Source organism: Kribbella sp. NBC_00382 (assembly GCF_036067295.1).
Lineage (GTDB): Bacteria > Actinomycetota > Actinomycetes > Propionibacteriales > Kribbellaceae > Kribbella.
Genome location: NZ_CP107954.1, coordinates 5,224,370 through 5,240,596, shown reverse-complemented (window position 1 = coordinate 5,240,596; position 16,227 = coordinate 5,224,370). Strand labels below are relative to the sequence as shown.

The following is a 16,227-nucleotide window of genomic DNA, read 5'->3' as shown; positions in this document are numbered from 1 at the left end:
GGGCCTTGCGCAACGTGCTCACGGCGAGGTTGATCGCGGTCTCGGCCGCGTGGGTGTCGCGGAGCGCGTCGACCATCACGAAGTCGTGGATGTGCCGCCCAGCCGGACCGCGGTGACCTCGACGCCGGCCTCGCGAAGCTTGGCGGCATACGCCTCACCCTCGTCGCGCAGTACGTCGGCCTCGCCGGTGATGACGAGCGCCTGGGGCAGGCCGCGGAGCTGTTCGAGGGTCGCCCGCAGCGGTGACGCGGTGATCTCGTTGCGCTGCGCCTCGTCGGTCGTGTACTGATCCCAGAACCACTTCATCCCGTCCCGCTGCAGGAAGTACCCCTCGGCGAACTCCCGGTACGACGCGGTGTCGAACGACGCATCGGTGACCGGGTAGAACAGCACCTGCTGGCTGAACGTGACGTCGCCACGCTCCTTCGCGAGCAACGTGACAGCGGCCGTTGCCACCCACCGAGTCCCCCGCGATCGCCAGTTCACGGACCAGCCGGTCATGCGTGTGCGCGTCGCCGAAGACCCAGCCCGCGCCGTGGATGTAGAGGATCACCGGCAGCGGACCCGTGACGCCGGCCGGACGGACGATCCGCACGTCGACCTTGCCGTCACCGTTCGGAACGGTCAGCCACTGCTCGTCGATCGGCAGCTTCGGGTAGTCGGTGGCCTGCACGTCGTCGACCGCCTTGCGGCCTTCGTCCGACGGCAACTGGAACAGGAACGGCGGCACGCTGGTTCTCCGTCGATCTGGAGTACGCTAGGAGAACGTTGGTTCTCTCCGCAAGCGGTGATCTCGAGGAAGGCGATATGACGATCGACACAGCGACCGCGCAGCAGCAGGTGCTCGACGCGGCGGACGCGCTCTTCTACGAACGCGGCGTCCAGGCGGTCGGGATGGACGCGATCCGGACGGCCTCCGGCGTCTCGCTCAAGCGGCTCTACCAGCTCTTCCCGTCCAAGGACCACCTGATCGCGGCGTACCTGCACAAGCGCGACCTGCAGTGGAAGCAGATGCTCGCCGAGCACGTGGAGGCGGAGACCGATCCGCGCGAGCGCATCCTCGCGATCTTCGACTTCCTGCACGACTGGTTCCAGGAGAAGAGCTTCCGCGGCTGCGCGTTCATCAACTCCTTCGGCGAGCTCGGCACGGTCTCCCCCGACGTCGCCGAGATGGCCCGCAAGCACAAGTCGGGCTTCCGCGACGCATTGACTGAACTGTCTGCGGCAGCCGGCGCAAAAGATCCACAGCGCCTCGCCGACTACCTGATCCTGCTCAGCGAAGGCGCGATCACCACCTCGGTCTTCTCCGAGTCCGCCGCCCCCGCGACCCGCGCCCGCGAGGCGGCCGAACTCCTCATGGCGGCCCAACTCCCCGCCTGACCCCTGCGATTCGGCAGCCCGCTGACTCCCCGGTTCGGCAGGATGGGGAGATGCGAGCGACCAAACTGCTGAACGCCCTGGACAAACTCCCGTACGGCGAACGCGTCCAGCTGGTCGCCCGCGAGGCACGCCGCGACTCCCCCGACCTGTCCGCGCTGATCGCCGAGCTCGACGCGGGCGACACCTTCGCCCGTACCATCGGCCTCCAGTTGGCCTGGATCGGCGGCGACGTCGAGCACGTCACCAAACTCCTCAGCGACCCACTGCTCCAATGGCGCGCGCTGGCCGCCGCAGGGCGCGGAGTACCGGTGTCCGACGATGCCCTCTACAACCTGTACTCCGATGCGCCCGCGGCCCTACGCACCCGCATCCTCGGAGTCATCCGGCGGACCCGGCGGCAAGCACTCGCCACCCGCCTGATCGAGGAACAGCGCGAGCGTTGGGGCGACCACGCCGCGGCCGGCCTCCTGAGCAGCACCGACTCGGCCACCGTCGAACGGCTGCTGCCGGACTTGGCCTACACCCTCTCGCCAGGCGACTGGGCGCGTCTCGCCGCCCGTCACCCTGAGGCCGTCCTGGACCACGCGTCCCGGACACTGCCGGCCGAAACCATCTACCGGACCGAGTGGTGGGACAGCGTTGCTCACGGCGTGGTCGCCGCGATCGACACTCATCCGGAGCGCGTGCTCGAGCTGATCCGAACGGCGATACCGCGCTACGACCTCCCCTGGCCCGTCGTCACCATCATCGGACGGCTCGCCGACCTCGACCCGGCCGGGCTGCTCCAGCTCCTGCTGGCGCCCGACCGGACCCAGGTACTCCATCGTGCTCTCACTCCTGCTCTCCGTCGGCGGTTGTACCGGTTCGCCGACGACGATCTGATCGCCCTCGGCCGCAACCTCTGGCCGAACGTCTCCGGTCTGCTGAGCGACCTCCCGCCCGCACGGCGATCGACGATCTTCGAAGGCGTGACCGCCACCATCGACCTCGGCCGGACGGAACTGTCCGATGACGTCGCGACCGTCCTCCCCCGGCCGCTCCGGCACGCATACGCCCGTCGCATGATCGACCTGTTCGAGGATCGGGACCCGCAACGGCAGTGGTTCTACAGCGGCTATCTGCCCTTCGCCGAGGCGATCGCCCGGCTCGAACGGGAGGTCAATCAGCCGGAGGCACAGGCACGCACCGTCGTCTATCGCGCCGTGATCGCGAGCGCCGGCCATTCGCGTGAGCCGGAGTCGATCGAGAAGGCGTTGAGCTGGGCGACCAAGGTCCGCAACGACCAGGACCCGGTACGCGAGGCGGTGCTGGACGAGGCCGCGTCGTTGCCGCCATCACAGCTGACCGACCTTCATGTCGACGCGCTGCAGACGTTGCTGACGGATGCGCTCGAAGCTCGCGACCTCTCCTGGGGCTCCCGCGCATCGCTCAACCGCCTCGCCGAGACGGCGGTCCGGCAAGGTGCCCTAGGCAACCACTTCGCCTTGCTCGACTGGGGTCTCCAGGCTCAGGCACGACTCGCGGACAGTACCGGCGCGGTCCGGCTGGACGGACTCATCGACGGTCTCCCGCGCGGCCGCGAGCTCGCCGTCTACGACGCGTTGCGTCCGTACGTCGAGGCGGCGGCCAAGCGTCAGGAGTACGGGCTCGCCTTCGCGGTCGCCGAGGGATTCGGCCGCCGGGGCTGGGCCATCGAGGACCTCCACCTGGTGCTCGAACGAGCAGTCTGGTCTAACCAGGAGTACACCGTCGACCAGGCCGCCAGGCTCTGGCTCGCTCCCCCGGCGACCCGGGCGGAACGCGTCGGCCGGATCATCGGCCGCGAGGTCGGGATGGCGCGCTGGGACTCAATCTGGGCAGGCGTCACTGAGGTCCGCACCGATCTCCTCGACAAGGTACTGGCCAAGCCGGATCGGATACGCCGCTTCAACCGCAACCACCCCGCCTGGCAGGTTTCCCCGGCCGCCTTCCAACGCTGGCTCCCCCGCCAGCACCGCCGGTACGCCGAACTGGTGGCAGCCGCCGCCAACGACACCCGCATGCCCGAGTGGGCGCGTTCCCGGGCTGTGTCGACCTTGGGCCGCATCCCCGGCGTCGGCCGGGTCGCGGTCGAGCCGTTCCTTGGCAGCGAGCTAGTGGTTTTGCAGGAGGCGGCCCTTGGCGCGCTGGCGTGGATTGACCAGCCGGAGCTGGCGTTGCCGGTACTGCTGAGCCATGCGGGTGATGACCGGGCGCGGGTGGCTCTGTATGCGGCCGGTCGGGCTGCACGGTTCGCTAGGCCCAGCACGTTGGCCGAGACGTTCCGCCCGGTGCTGCTGGGTGAGGGCGTGAAGGTGACGTCGCGCAAGGAGGCAGCGCGGCTGCTCGGAGTACTGCGGGCAGAGGGGGCTAGTGAGGTACTGGCTGAGGCCTGGGCTGATGCGCATCGGGATGTGCGGGCGGCGATCACCAGTGCGGCCTCGCAGCACCTGCTGCATGAGCCAGAGGCTTGGGCGTTGCTGCAGGAGGCAGTGCACGATTCGCCGGCTACTGCTGAGGCGCTGGTGCGGCGGCCGCCGTTGAGCATCGCCACGCAGTACAGGTCCCGGTATGCCGACCTGCTGATCGCAGTGACCAACCGCCCGGAGCCGCCGACCGTTGGCGCTGCCCTGCGATCCCTAGCAGGCTGGGCTCCCTACAACTCGGCAGTGGCGCCCGTCTGCGCCGCCTTCATCACCGACCTCACCAACCGCAGCCAGAACTGGAGCGACGCAGCCACCGCGCTGTCCGCCATGATCGCCGCTGGGCACGGCCGGGACGAGCTGATCTCGGTTGTCAGGTTGCTGATCCGCTTGGAGAGCAAGCCTGACGTACCGAATGCGGAGGCCGACCGCGACCACCCCGCCCGTCAGCGGCTGACGCTGGTGATGGCGAAGGTGGGCGGGGCCGTCGACTGGAGCAGCAAACAACCGCTCCTCGACGCGGCCGCCGAGCTGGTTGCACCCGAGTACCTGGCTCTTCGCGTGCAGCCGATGATCTGGGCGCTCGACTGGACCGAACCGCTCGTGGGGCTGACCGCGGTCGCGGACCTGATCGCCGACCGCCCGCTGGTGATCGCCGCCTCCGCCCAACAGCTCCGCTTCCGCCTGCACAGCCCATCCCACCGAACCGCCACCAAAACCCTCGCCCCAGCGAGCGAATTGGCCAGGACCGGTCGCGCGGTGGACGGCCACTTCGCACTGGCGATGGTTTCAGCCGCAGCCGACAACTCGGCCTGGTCACCCGAGTGGCGCACCTTGCTGGCCGACCTCCGCAACCACCCGGACGCAGATGTCCGCTACGCCGCCCTGGATCTGACTACTGCCAGCGAGTATTAGCCGTCGGGGTCCGTTGCGTTCGGGTTAGTTGCCTTCGGCGGCTTTGCGGGCGGCGGCTTTGCGGCGTTTGCCTTCATGCATGGCTACTACTCGGGCGATCGGGATTTCGTGGCCTTCGGCGATCAGGTCGGCCGGGAGGGCTTGTGGGGCTGGGAGTTGGTCAGCCCAGGGGGTTGCCTTGGCGAGCAGGGCGGGGACGGTACGGATGGTGAAGTCGTGTGGGGTGACCTGCTCGACGTCGGCCCAGCCGACCGGGTACGAGACCGAGGCGCCGGGGCGGATGCGGGGGCTGTAGGCGGCGACGACGGTGGCGCCGCCGGCTCGGGTGGAGTCGACGAAGACCTTGCCGTGGCGTTCTTCCTTCACGTACGCCGTCGTGGCGAGCACCGGGTCGATGCGTGCGGCTCGGGCGGCGATCGCGCGGGTTGCGGCGGCCGCGTCCTCGATCGTCGCGGTGTCGTCGATCGGGACGTACACGTGCACGCCCTTGGCGCCGCTCGTCTTGACCGCGCCATCCAGCCCGAGATCGGCCAGCGCTTGGCGGACCAGTAGCGCCGCCTGCACGGCCAGCGCGAAGGTGTCGTCGCCCTCTGGCGGGTCCAGGTCCAGTACCAGGTGGGTGACCCGGTCCGGCCGATCGAGTCGCATCAGCGTTGGGTGGTACTCGACGGCCCGTTGATTCGCGAACCACAGCAGGGTGCGTCGGTCGTCGCAGACGGCGTACGAGACCTCCCGCTTGGACGCCTCCGCCCATACCGGCACGGTCCGCACCCACTCCGGCGTGTACTTCGGAACGTTCTTCTGCATAAAAGATGGCTGCCCCGGCCGGATCCGCACCACCGACAACGGCCGCTCCGCCAACCCCGGCAACATCACCTCATGCACCGCGTCGAGGTAGTCGACCAAGTCCCGCTTGGTCGCCTCAGCACCGTCGAACAACACCGCAGCCAGGTTGGTCAGCGGTACCCCATCACGCGTCTCGTCCGGCTTGCTCGCCATAGCAGGAGAGTACGACGTCGAACGGTCAGGCGACTAGCGCGGCGTGCGGCTGTTCGCGAGCGCGGCCGCGGTGCGCTCGAATAGGTCAGCAGCTGTCCTATAAGGCCTCTAGTCTCCGGTTTATGAGGAACGCGATGCTCAAGCCGGCCAATTTCCCCAAGCCCACCATTGTTCCGGTCAACGGTGTGGAACTCGAAGTCTTCGAAGCCGGTCGAGAAAACGAGGGAAAGCCCATCGTGCTCTGCCACGGCTGGCCGGAGCATGCCTTCTCGTGGCGTCACCTGATGCCCACCCTCGCCGCAGCCGGCTACCACGTCATCGCACCGAACCAGCGGGGCTACGGCAAGTCATCCCACCCGACCGAAGTGACGGACTACGACATCGAGCACCTATCGGGTGATCTCGTCGCGCTACTCGATCACTATGGCTACGAAGACGCCACATTCGTCGGCCATGACTGGGGTGCGTTCGTCGTCTGGGGACTGGCCCTGTTGCACCCCAACCGGGTGAACAAGCTGATCAGCCTGAGCCTGCCTTACCAGGCGCGCGGAGAAAAGCCGTGGACCGAGGTCATGGAAGAATTCCTCGGCCCCGACTTCTACTTCGTCCACTTCAATCGACAGCCGGGCGTTGCGGACGCCGTGTTCGACGAGAACGCATTCCAGTTCCTCCGCAACCTTTACCGGAAGAACATGCCCCCCGCGCCCCCTGAGCCGGGCATGGCAATGATCAATCTCGCCAGAGCGAAAACACCACTAGGTGAGCCCGTCATGAGCGACAGCGAACTGGCCGTCTACGTTTCCGCGTTCAACTCATCCGGATTCACGGGCAGCATCAACTGGTACCGGAACCTCGACCGCAACTGGCGCTTGCTGGCGGACGTGGACCCGATCATCCAACAGCCCGCTCTGATGATCTACGGCGACCGGGACTGGGCGATCCCGAGGTCCGAAAACCTGACAGAGTTCGTGCCCAACGTGGAAGTGGTCGGCCTGGACTGCGGTCACTGGATCCAGGAGGAGCTGCCCGAAGAAGCAAACCAAGTGATCTCGAAGTGGCTGGAACAGCAGGATGCCACCGCCCGGCTGGCCGAGCCGATCGCAAGAACCTCAGGTCACCGCTGACCGCGCGGCGCTCCCACGGCCGATCACTCACCACCGACCTCAGACGACACCCACGCGTGCTCCTCCGCCGCTCGTCCCACTGCCGGGGGTCGGGGGTCGAGGCTATCTGGTAACTAATCGTCGCCAGCTGCAAGTTTGTTTCCGCTCAACCCCACGCAGGTCCAGCCCGGTCATCGAGGCGCGGGAGTAGGCGGGCGACGTAAGAGTGCGCGTGGACGCGCTGGAGGCGGTCAGCCGCCGGATACTCCGATTTCGGCTTCGGCCATGTCGGTGTTGAGGCCGTCTGTGTCGTCTAGCCAGCCGTGTGGGAGGACGACGTGGTCGCGGGGGCTGCCTTGGCGGCCTCGGGGGGAGCCGAGTTCCTGGACCGGGAATGGTGCAGAGGGGTCGAGTTGGGAGAGCAGCTCGTCCAGGCGGGCCAGCGAGTCGACCATGCCTAGGGCGGCGCGGAGTTCGCCGCCGGCGGGGAAGCCTTTGAGGTACCAGGGGACGTGTTTGCGGAAGTCGCGGAGGCCGCGTTGTTCGCCCATCAGGCCGGCGAGGAGTTCGCCGTGGCGGCGCATGACGGTGGCGACTTCGCCCAGGGTCGGCAGGTTCAACGCCTCGCCGCCATCGAAGGCGACAGCCAGGTCGCGGAAGAGCCAGGGGCGGCCCAGGCAGCCGCGGCCGACGATGACGCCGGCGCAACCGGTCTCGGCGACCATCCGGAGGGCGTCGGACGCCTCCCAGATGTCGCCGTTGCCTAGTACCGGGATGCTGACGTGTTCGACGAGTTCAGCGATCTTGGTCCAGTCTGCCTGGCCGGAGTACGCCTGCGCCACGGTACGGCCGTGCAATCCGATCGCGGCCGCGCCCGACTCCTCGGCGATCTTGCCCGCATCGAGGTAGGTCTGGTGCGAGCTGTCGATGCCGATCCGGGTCTTCATCGTGACCGGGATCCCGTACGGCGTCGCAGCGCGCACCGCCGCCTCGAGGATCGCGCCGAGCAGATTCCGCTTCCACGGAAGGGCTCCGCCACCGCCCTTGCGCGTCACCTTCGGCACCGGGCACCCGAAGTTGAGGTCGACGTGCGCCACCCCGTACTCCGAGCAGAGCAGCTCCACCGCGCGCCCGACGTACACCGGATCGACGCCGTACAACTGCACCGACCGAACAGTCTCGCGCTCATCGAAGGTGAGCATGTCCAGACTCTTCTGGTCCCCCTCGACGATCCCGCGCGACGTGATCATCTCGCACACGTACAGCCCGGCACCCTGCTCGGCACACAACCGCCGGTACGCCGCATTGGTGATCCCCGCCATCGGCGCGAGCACCACCGGCGTATCGATCGTCAGGTCACCGAGCTTCAACATGTCAGGCCTTCGCCACCAGGACCTGGCCGTTGCCGGAGACCTGCGCCTTGTACGGCTGGACCGCGTTCGCCGTCGTCGTCACGTCACATGCGATGCCGTCCGAGGTCTGCTTGACGACCGCAACGTCGTCCATCGTGCAGGTGACCTTGGCGGCACCAGGCACGGTCCGCAGAACAGCGTCGACAACCTTCGCACGAACGATCGCCACCGAATCGGAGGTGAACTTGTACGACGCCGAGTACTGCTTCGCGTCGACCGTCAGCTGACCCGTGTACGCCTTGCCCGCGTACGTCACCGTGCAGGTCAGCGTGTGCTTGCCGGCCGTCTCCGCCTTGTCGATCCCGGGGCAGTTCACCGTCGTCGTCGCAGCCTTACCGGCGGTGATCTGCGCCTGCTTCGAGATCGCGAAGCGGATCCGCTGAGCCAGCGGAGCATCCGACGCGGGCTCGCCCTTCACCGATGGCGTCGGCCACGGCTTCGACGGCGTCGGCAACGGGGTCAGCGTCGGCTTCGAAGCAGTCGGAATACTGGAAGGCGGCGGCGTCGACGAAGAACCAGTCGTCGAGGGAGTACTCCCGGCGTCCGGTGAGCTGTCCGAGCAGCCCGCCACCAGGAAGACCAGCAGCGCGCTCAGACCGAAGACGGCCACGCCGAACTTGGCGCGCCCCGGCGTGAGGATCCCCCGCAACGACAAAGCAGGCATCGTCAGCAACCCACCAGACGCTGCGCGAGGTACCCGGTCACCTCGGTCAGGGCGACCCGCTCCTGCTTCATCGAGTCGCGCTCACGGATCGTCACCGCCTGGTCCTCGAGGGTGTCGAAGTCGACGGTGATGCAGTACGGCGTACCGATCTCGTCCTGGCGGCGGTAGCGGCGGCCGATCGCGCCGGCGTCGTCGAAGTCGACGTTCCAGTTCTTGCGCAGCTCGCCGGCCAGGTCCTTCGCCTTCGGGGACAGGTCGGCGTTGCGGGACAGCGGCAGCACGGCCGCCTTGACCGGGGCGAGCCGCGGGTCGAAGCGCAGTACCGTCCGCTTGTCCACGCCGCCCTTGGCGTTCGGCGCCTCGTCCTCGGTGTACGCGTCGAGCAGGAACGCGAGCACGTTGCGGGTCAGCCCGGCGGCCGGCTCGATCACGTACGGCGTCCAGCGCTCGCCCTTCTCCTGGTCGAAGTAGGACAGGTCGACGCCGGAGTGCTTGGAGTGCGTGGACAGGTCGAAGTCGGTCCGGTTCGCGATGCCCTCGAGCTCGTCGAACTCCTTGCCGCCGAAGTGGAACTTGTACTCGATGTCGACGGTGCGCTTCGAGTAGTGGCTCAGCTTCTCCTTCGGGTGCTCGTACAGCCGCATGTTGTCCGGGTTCAGCCCGAGGCCGGTGTACCAGTCCCAGCGCGCCTTCAGCCAGTACTCGTGCCACTCCTCGTCCGAGCCGGGCGCGACGAAGAACTCCATCTCCATCTGCTCGAACTCACGGGTCCGGAAGATGAAGTTGCCCGGGGTGATCTCGTTGCGGAAGCTCTTGCCGACCTGCGCGATGCCGAACGGCGGCTTCTTCCGGGCCGTGCCCATCACGTTGGCGAAGTTGATGAAGATGCCCTGCGCCGTCTCCGGCCGCAGGTAGTGCAGGCCTTCCTCGGACTCGACCGGGCCGAGGTACGTCTTCAGCAGGCCGTTGAACATCCGCGGCTCGGTGAAGGTGCCCTTGTTGCCGCAGTTCGGGCACGGGATCTCGGCGAGCTTCACCTCGTCGGCGTCGCGACCCTTCCGGGCGGCGAACTCCTCGCGCAGGTGGTCGTCGCGGAAGCGTTTGTGGCAGGACTGGCACTCGGTCAGCGGGTCGACGAACTCCTGCAGGTGGCCGGACGCCTCCCAGACCCGGGTCGGCAGGATGACCGACGAGTCCAGCCCGACGATGTCGTCGCGGCTCGTCACCATCGAGCGCCACCACTGGGTCCGCACGTTGTTCTTCAGCTCGACGCCGAGCGGGCCGTAGTCCCAGGCCGACTTGGTCCCACCGTAGATCTCGCCGCACGGGTACACAAAGCCTCTCCGCTTACTGAGGCTGACGACGGCATCGACGGTATCCACGGGCACTTTTCGACTCCAGATTGGTGGTACGGCAAAGGTCAAGGCTATCGGGTCAGCGGTGCGGCGCGAACTCTGCGAGATCGTCGTACGCCGTCGGCTCGTCGATTGCCTGCGACAGCAGCGGTACGGCGGCCAGCTTCACCTCGTACGGCGAGAGCGCGCGGCGGTAGCTGCCGATGTTCACCCACTCCATGCTCAGCGCGAGCAGGTCGGGCTCATCGGCGTTCCGCCCGGTCCTGGCCGCGACGAAACCCTTCTGCCGCGACAGCACCTCGACGGCGGTCTCCAGCCGGTCTATGAACTCCGGCTGCGCGGTCTCTTCGACCCGGAACCTGATCACCACGAACACCCGCGACAGCGTACGGCGTCACGCCCGGTCACCAGTCGCTGGCCCTGCTCGAACGGCCCGCTCCGGCAAAGCTTCTCCGGCGGCCTGGAACAATGGCCGAATGAGCAGCACACCCAGCAGTCAGCCGGTCAGCCCGCTCCGGGCACGGATCACCAAGGCCAGCTACCCGATCGTGGCCCGGTTGCACGCCATGCCGAAGCTGACCCCGCCGGGTATCACCCTGGTACTCGCCCTGGTCGGCGTCTTCGCCCCGGTCACCGTCGGCATCCCCGCCCTGATCCTGCTGGCCCTGCTCCTCGGCTGGCTCGGCTTCCTGTCCTGGCCGGTCGTCAGCACCGGAGCCCGCGGCATGCGGATCTTCTCGGTCCTCGTCATCCTCCTGTTCGCCGCCTCGCGGATCGCGAACAGCTGAGGTCTGCTGCCGATCTCGTCAGGGCCTGATCGTCACCAGTCGTGGACCGTGCCGTCGGCCAGACGGTTCACGGGGAGGTACGCCGGGGCGTAGGGGTGGGCGGCGGCCAGGTCATCGTCGAGCTCCACGCCCAGCCCCGGGGCTTCGCCAGGGTGGAGATGGCCGTCGGTGAACGTGTACGCGTGCCGGAACACCTCTTCGGTGGCCGCGGTGTAACCGGCGTATTCCTGGATGCCGAAGTTGTGGATCGCCAGGTCGAGGTGGATCGCGGCAGCCATCCCGACCGGAGAGATGTCCTCCGGCCCGTGGATCGCGCTCTTGATCTGCTGCTGGGCCGCGAAGTCGAAGAGCTTCTTGATCGGCGAGACCCCACCGAAGTGAGTGACCGCGGCGCGAACGTAGTCGATGAGCTGCTCGTTCACGAGCGTCCGGAAGTCGAAGACCGTGTTGAAGACCTCGCCGATGGCCAGCGGCGTCGTGGTGTGACTGCGAACCAACCGCAGCCCTTCCTGATTCTCAGCGGGCGTGCAGTCCTCGAGCCAGAACAAGTCGTACGGCTCCAGGTCCTTGCCGAATCGAGCGGCCTGCTGCGGCGTCAGCCGGTGGTGAGCATCGTGCAGCAACGGCAGTTCCGCACCGAACTCGTTGCGCACAGCCTCGAACACCGTCGGCATGTGCCGCAGATAAGCAGCAGTGTCCCAGTCCTCCACGAGCGGCCGCACTCGTCCGTCCGGGGTGACGTCCGGCTCGCCGCCGACGCCGTAGACCCGTTGCAGGCCAGGGATTCCGGTCTGGATCCGGATCGACTTGTACCCCTGCTCGAGCCGCGCCCGCACCGAGTCGAACAGCTCCGGTACATCGCGCCCGCTGGCGTGCCCGTACGTCCGTACGCGCTCCCGACTCGCACCACCGAGCAGCTGGTACAGCGGCAGGTTCGCGACCTTCGCCTTGATGTCCCACAACGCCACGTCGACCGCGGCGATCGCAGCCATCGTGACCGGCCCACGCCGCCAGTACGCGCCGCGGTACAGCGACTGCCAGGTGTCCTCGATCTTGTGCGGATCAAGCCCAATGAGCAGCGGAGCGACGTGATCCCGCAGGTAGCCGACCACCGCGAGCTCGCGGCCGTTGAGGGTGGCGTCCCCCAGACCGGTCACGCCGTCGTCGGTGGTGATCCGCAACGTGACGAAGTTCCGGCCCGGGCTGGTGACGATGACTGAGGCGTCGACGATCTTCACCTCAGTACTTTAGTCAGAGTGCCGCAAGCTGCTTCAGCTGGGCGGCCCGGCTGGTCATGATCGAGGCGGCCAGTTTCTTCGTCTCGGCGTCCTTGCCATCGAGGGTGATGCTGCGGGCCAGCACGATCGACTGGTCCAGGTGCTCCTTGAGGTTCTTCTCGAAGAGCTGGTCGAAGGCGGCGCCCTTGGTCTTGCCCAGGGTGACGATCTCCGGCTCGGTCATCATGCCTGGCATGTCATGGCCTTCGTGCGGGTTCTTCGCCGGCCAGTTGGCCCGGGTGCGGATGGCGACGAACTGGGCGACCTCGGTCTTGTGCCCGGCGCTCACCTGGGTCGCGAACGTCCGTACCGCCGGGTCGGTGGCCTGCTTCTGCGCCATCCCGAGTACCCGCAGGAGCTGGTCGTCCATCGGGATCATCAGCTCGATCCAGGCCAGGTCGGTCGCGTTGAACGACGGGTTGACCGCGAACTTGCTGACCGTCGGCGGCTGCGGCGGCGGCGCGGCCGGCGTACTGGCAGCGGAGGCGCCACAGCCGGTCAAGGCGACGAGCAGAACTGCGCAGGCAAAGGCCTTCATGAGGTGAACTCCTCGAAATACGGGGGCGGTGGAGAGCTCCCCACCAGCAAAGCAGAGATCCGGGTACTACGAACAGCGGCCGGGCGGGTCCTGGGACGGGGGACCCGCCCGGCTGTCAGTGGTTGTTACCGGGTTTACGGGTGCCCGTTGGCCCCGCACTTGATGATCGGGCGGATGCAGTCGTTGACGCGGCGCTCCATCTCGGCCGGCGGCCAAGCGTTGAAGAAGTCACCGTGCATGGTGAAGCCGCCGCCCGAAGCGAGCCGGAAGCCGGCCGTCGGACCGTTCACCGGGTACCGCAGTACCTGGCGCAGCTTCGGTACCGGCACCGGGTGGCTGGCCGGGCACTCGCCGTTGACCGGGTAGGCCATGTGGCTCTTGTGATCGGGCGAGTCGAGGTCGCGCCCGTTCCAGCACTGCGGGAAGTCCAGGTAGGATTCCAGCATCGTGCCGGCCGGACAGTTGATGAAGTCGTGCCCGGCGCCGGCGTCACCGGCATGCAGGCAGGACCAGCGGGAGATGGTGTTGTCGTTCGGCCCGGTCGCCTTCGCGTTGCCGGCCACGATCCGCAGCCCGAACGGCAGCGGCTGGGTCTGTGCGATGACGTCGTCCCGGACGCCTTCACCGAGGTAGTAGAACGTCGTCCCGGTCGGCTCGACCGGCTGGTTGTTCACGTACAGCGTGGGCACCCAGTACGACGACTTGTCCTCGGCCGGGTTGCACGAGGTCGGCGAGTTGACCAGGTCCTGCACGGTGGTGTTCGCGTTCGTCACGGTCGCACCGAAGAAGCTGTGCATGTGCGAGGCGCCCGGCATGTTCGGGAACACGATCGGGTCGTCGGGCAGCCGGTGCGTGTACGCGCAGTCGGCCAGGAACTCGGCGACCCGGACGATCGGGCCGCCACCCGGCGCACCGCCGTACACCTGGAACTCGAACAGCGACGAGCCCCACTGGGTCGCGCGCTGGGTGACCAGGATCCGCACGTACCGGCCGTTGCCGTTGACAACGAGACTCTGCTCGCCGCCGGTGCCGTTCGTGGTGGTCTGGATCGTGGTCCAGCTGGTGCCGTTGTCGGAGGTCTGGAGCTGGAAACCCTTGGCGTATGCGGCTTCCCAGCGGAGGAGGACCCGGTTGACGGCCTGGGACGAACCCAGGTCGACCTGGAGCCACTGGTTGTCGGCGAAGCTGCTCGCCCAGCGGGTGCCGTTGTCACCGTCGACCGCTGCGGCAGCGGGGAAGGCGTCGCTCTCCACCGAGGAGGCGAGCGTCGGTTTGCCCTGTGACAGCAGGGTTTCGGCCGCCTGAGCCGGGCGGCTCACGATCACGAGATAGGCGGCGAGGAGGCCTAGGAGGGTCAGGAACAAAGTACTGATTCTGAGAACACTGGAGGCTTTCACTGCAGCTCCTAGTGGTAGACGCGCACGTAGTCGACGAGCATGCGGGCCGGGAACGGCGTCGCTGCGTTGGGCGGGCCGGGGAAGTCGCCGCCGACGGCCAGGTTGAGGATCAAGTAGAACGGGTGGTCGTAGATCCACGGCCCCCTGGTCGCCTCGAGCTGGGCCTTGTCGACGACGAACACCGTGGTGCCGTCGACCTGGTAGGTGATGCTCGTGCTGTTCCAGAGCATCGTCCAGGTGTGGAAGCCGGCCGAGAAGTCGGCGCCACCCGGCAGGCCGTACGAACCGCCGTACCCGCCGGCGCCGTTGTAGGCCGGGGCGTGCAGCGTCGAGTACGCCTTGGTGGTCTCCCGGCCGAGGATCTCCATGATGTCGATCTCGCCGTTGTAGGGCCATGGACGGCCGGTCAGGAAGTCCGAACCCATCATCCAGAAGGCCGGCCACAGACCATTGCCCTTGGGCACCTGGATCCGCGCCTCGATCTTGCCGTACGTCGTGTCGAACTTGGTGCCGGTGTTCATCCGGGCGGACGTGTACTGGCAGGTGCCGCTACCGCTGACCGGGTCGATCGGGCAAGCCGAACCCGGCGTGACCTCTCGACGAGCCTCGAGCACCAGGTGCCCGGCGCCGTCCATCTGCGTGTTGTTCTGGTTGGTGTAGACCTGCAGTTCGCCGTTCTGGCCGTTGCCTGGGTCAGGGCGCCACTTGTTGGCGTCGGGCTTGGTGCCGTTGGCGCCGTTGAACTCGTCGGACCAGACCAGCTGCGGCGGGTTCGCCGGGTCGGCCGGCGGGGTCGGCGGAGTGGTCGGTGCACCACCGGTGCCGTAGACCTGGAACTCCCACAGCGAGTACCCGTACGGCGTATTGCGCTGGGTGCCGTACATCCGGACGTACCGGCCGGTGCCGGTGATGTTGAGCGTCTCCTTGAAGCCCGGGCCGTTCGTGGTGGTGTAGATCGGGTTCCAGTTGACGTTGTCGTTGGAAACCTGGATCTGGTACGACTTCGCCGACGCGGGATCCCACTGCAGGATCACCTTGTCGATCTGGGCCGTGGCGCCGAGGTCGACGGAGATCCAGCCCGGGTCGACCCAGCCGGTGTCGGTCGTGGTCGCCCAGCGGCTGGCCGGGTCGAGGTCGAACGCGCGAGCCGGGGTGCACTCCCAGCAGTTGCCGTCGCTCTGCTGCGACGAGGCGGCGCCGGTCTTGCCGTAGGACAGCAGCTTGCTGCCGGGGCCGGGGCCGGTTCCTGAGATGGTACCGAATACCTTGAACTCCCAGAGCGAGTAGCCCCACTGGGTCGTGCGTTGGGTGCCGAGCATCCGGACGTACCGGCCGGAGCCGGAGACGGTCAGTGTCTGGTTGCCGCCGGTGCTCGTGATGGTCGTGTAGATGGAGTTCCAGTTCGTACCGTCGGCCGAGACCTGGATCTGGAAGGCCTTCGCGGCCGCGGTCTCCCAATTGAGGACGACCTGGTTGACGGTGGCGGTCTGGCCGAGGTCGACCTGGATCCATTGCGGGTCAACGGCGTGCGCGCTCGACCAGCGGGTGCCTGCGTCTCCGTCGACTGCGGAGGCGGCGGTGAAGACGGCGTTCTCGGTGGAGGAGGCGGTGGCGGTCTTGCCCTGGGACAGCAAGGTGTCGGCGGCGCCGGCGGGTGGGCTGACGATCAGCGCGACCACGAAGCTGACTGCAATCGCGATGAGCCCGGCGATCTTGAAGCGCGCTCTGATTCTTGGCGCTCGGAATCTGGGCAGGGGTGGGGAAAGGGACGGCATGGGCATCTCCTGGGGCGGGACGATGAACTGCGCAGTCAAGAGTGGGACGGGGGAACGTTCCCTGAGTCTGAGAAAACCGTGCTGAGGGAACGGTGTCAAGACCTCGTAGTCACCCGGCCGCAACCTTGACGTAACACTGGGGTACGCCTTGACAAGGTTCCGGAACCGCCGGGATGCTCAGTC

The 16,227-nt window shown here is 67.5% G+C and carries 14 protein-coding genes; 4 read left to right on the top strand and 10 right to left on the bottom strand.

The annotated features are described in order from the left end of the window. Positions 1 to 75: 75 nt before the first annotated feature. The gene (locus tag OHA70_RS25195) at positions 76 to 456 is read right to left on the bottom strand and encodes an alpha/beta hydrolase fold domain-containing protein (RefSeq protein WP_328321747.1); all 381 of its coding nucleotides are present in this window, start codon (positions 454 to 456) and stop codon (positions 76 to 78) included. Between the two features lie 351 nt (positions 457 to 807). On the opposite strand from OHA70_RS25195, the gene OHA70_RS25190 reads away from it, so the two are divergent. Further along, positions 808 to 1,380 (top strand): TetR/AcrR family transcriptional regulator, encoded by a 573-nt coding sequence (locus OHA70_RS25190; protein WP_328321746.1) that lies wholly within the window; start codon positions 808 to 810, stop codon positions 1,378 to 1,380. 50 nt (positions 1,381 to 1,430) lie between these two features. Next, positions 1,431 to 4,736, top strand: a complete 3,306-nt coding sequence (locus OHA70_RS25185; RefSeq protein ID WP_328321744.1) for a hypothetical protein — start codon at positions 1,431 to 1,433, stop codon at positions 4,734 to 4,736. Positions 4,737 to 4,760: 24 nt separating this feature from the next. Here the strand turns inward: OHA70_RS25185 and ligD are convergent, their stop codons facing one another. Further along, entirely contained in the window at positions 4,761 to 5,735 is a 975-nt protein-coding gene (gene ligD, locus OHA70_RS25180) for a non-homologous end-joining DNA ligase (protein WP_328321742.1), read from the bottom strand. A gap of 122 nt (positions 5,736 to 5,857) precedes the next feature. Here ligD and OHA70_RS25175 point away from each other — a divergent pair, with 122 nt between their 5' ends. Further along, the gene (locus OHA70_RS25175; RefSeq protein ID WP_328321740.1) at positions 5,858 to 6,859 is read left to right on the top strand and encodes an alpha/beta fold hydrolase; all 1,002 of its coding nucleotides are present in this window, start codon (positions 5,858 to 5,860) and stop codon (positions 6,857 to 6,859) included. A 230-nt stretch (positions 6,860 to 7,089) separates the two neighbouring features. Here the strand turns inward: OHA70_RS25175 and dusB are convergent, their stop codons facing one another. The 4 genes from dusB to OHA70_RS25155 are packed head-to-tail and all read right to left on the bottom strand — an operon-like array spanning position 7,090 to position 10,645. Beyond that, entirely contained in the window at positions 7,090 to 8,211 is a 1,122-nt protein-coding gene (gene dusB, locus OHA70_RS25170) for a tRNA dihydrouridine synthase DusB (RefSeq protein ID WP_328321738.1), read from the bottom strand. A 1-nt stretch (position 8,212) separates the two neighbouring features. Continuing rightward, positions 8,213 to 8,914: a hypothetical protein gene (locus OHA70_RS25165; protein ID WP_328321737.1), complete on the bottom strand. Its 702-nt coding sequence runs from the start codon at positions 8,912 to 8,914 to the stop codon at positions 8,213 to 8,215. 2 nt (positions 8,915 to 8,916) lie between these two features. Beyond that, on the bottom strand, positions 8,917 to 10,302 hold the full coding sequence (locus tag OHA70_RS25160) for a glycine--tRNA ligase (protein WP_328321736.1): 1,386 nt from the start codon (positions 10,300 to 10,302) through the stop codon (positions 8,917 to 8,919). Positions 10,303 to 10,348: 46 nt separating this feature from the next. Then, positions 10,349 to 10,645: an antibiotic biosynthesis monooxygenase family protein gene (locus OHA70_RS25155; RefSeq protein ID WP_328321735.1), complete on the bottom strand. Its 297-nt coding sequence runs from the start codon at positions 10,643 to 10,645 to the stop codon at positions 10,349 to 10,351. Positions 10,646 to 10,745: 100 nt separating this feature from the next. Between OHA70_RS25155 and OHA70_RS25150 the strand changes: the two genes are divergently transcribed. Continuing rightward, positions 10,746 to 11,057, top strand: a complete 312-nt coding sequence (locus tag OHA70_RS25150) for a DUF6703 family protein (RefSeq protein ID WP_328321734.1) — start codon at positions 10,746 to 10,748, stop codon at positions 11,055 to 11,057. A 32-nt stretch (positions 11,058 to 11,089) separates the two neighbouring features. Here the strand turns inward: OHA70_RS25150 and manD are convergent, their stop codons facing one another. The 4 genes from manD to OHA70_RS25130 all read right to left on the bottom strand — a co-directional run bounded on the left by manD (position 11,090) and on the right by OHA70_RS25130 (position 16,044). Next, the gene (manD, locus tag OHA70_RS25145) at positions 11,090 to 12,295 is read right to left on the bottom strand and encodes a D-mannonate dehydratase ManD (RefSeq protein ID WP_328321733.1); all 1,206 of its coding nucleotides are present in this window, start codon (positions 12,293 to 12,295) and stop codon (positions 11,090 to 11,092) included. Between the two features lie 13 nt (positions 12,296 to 12,308). Next, positions 12,309 to 12,872, bottom strand: a complete 564-nt coding sequence (locus OHA70_RS25140; RefSeq protein WP_328321731.1) for a DUF305 domain-containing protein — start codon at positions 12,870 to 12,872, stop codon at positions 12,309 to 12,311. A 134-nt stretch (positions 12,873 to 13,006) separates the two neighbouring features. Then, the gene (locus tag OHA70_RS25135; RefSeq protein WP_328321729.1) at positions 13,007 to 14,269 is read right to left on the bottom strand and encodes a DUF1996 domain-containing protein; all 1,263 of its coding nucleotides are present in this window, start codon (positions 14,267 to 14,269) and stop codon (positions 13,007 to 13,009) included. Positions 14,270 to 14,277: 8 nt separating this feature from the next. Continuing rightward, positions 14,278 to 16,044 carry a discoidin domain-containing protein gene (locus OHA70_RS25130; protein WP_328321727.1) on the bottom strand — a complete coding sequence of 589 codons (1,767 nt, stop codon included), beginning with the start codon at positions 16,042 to 16,044 and terminating at the stop codon, positions 14,278 to 14,280. Between the last annotated feature and the right edge of the window lie 183 nt (positions 16,045 to 16,227).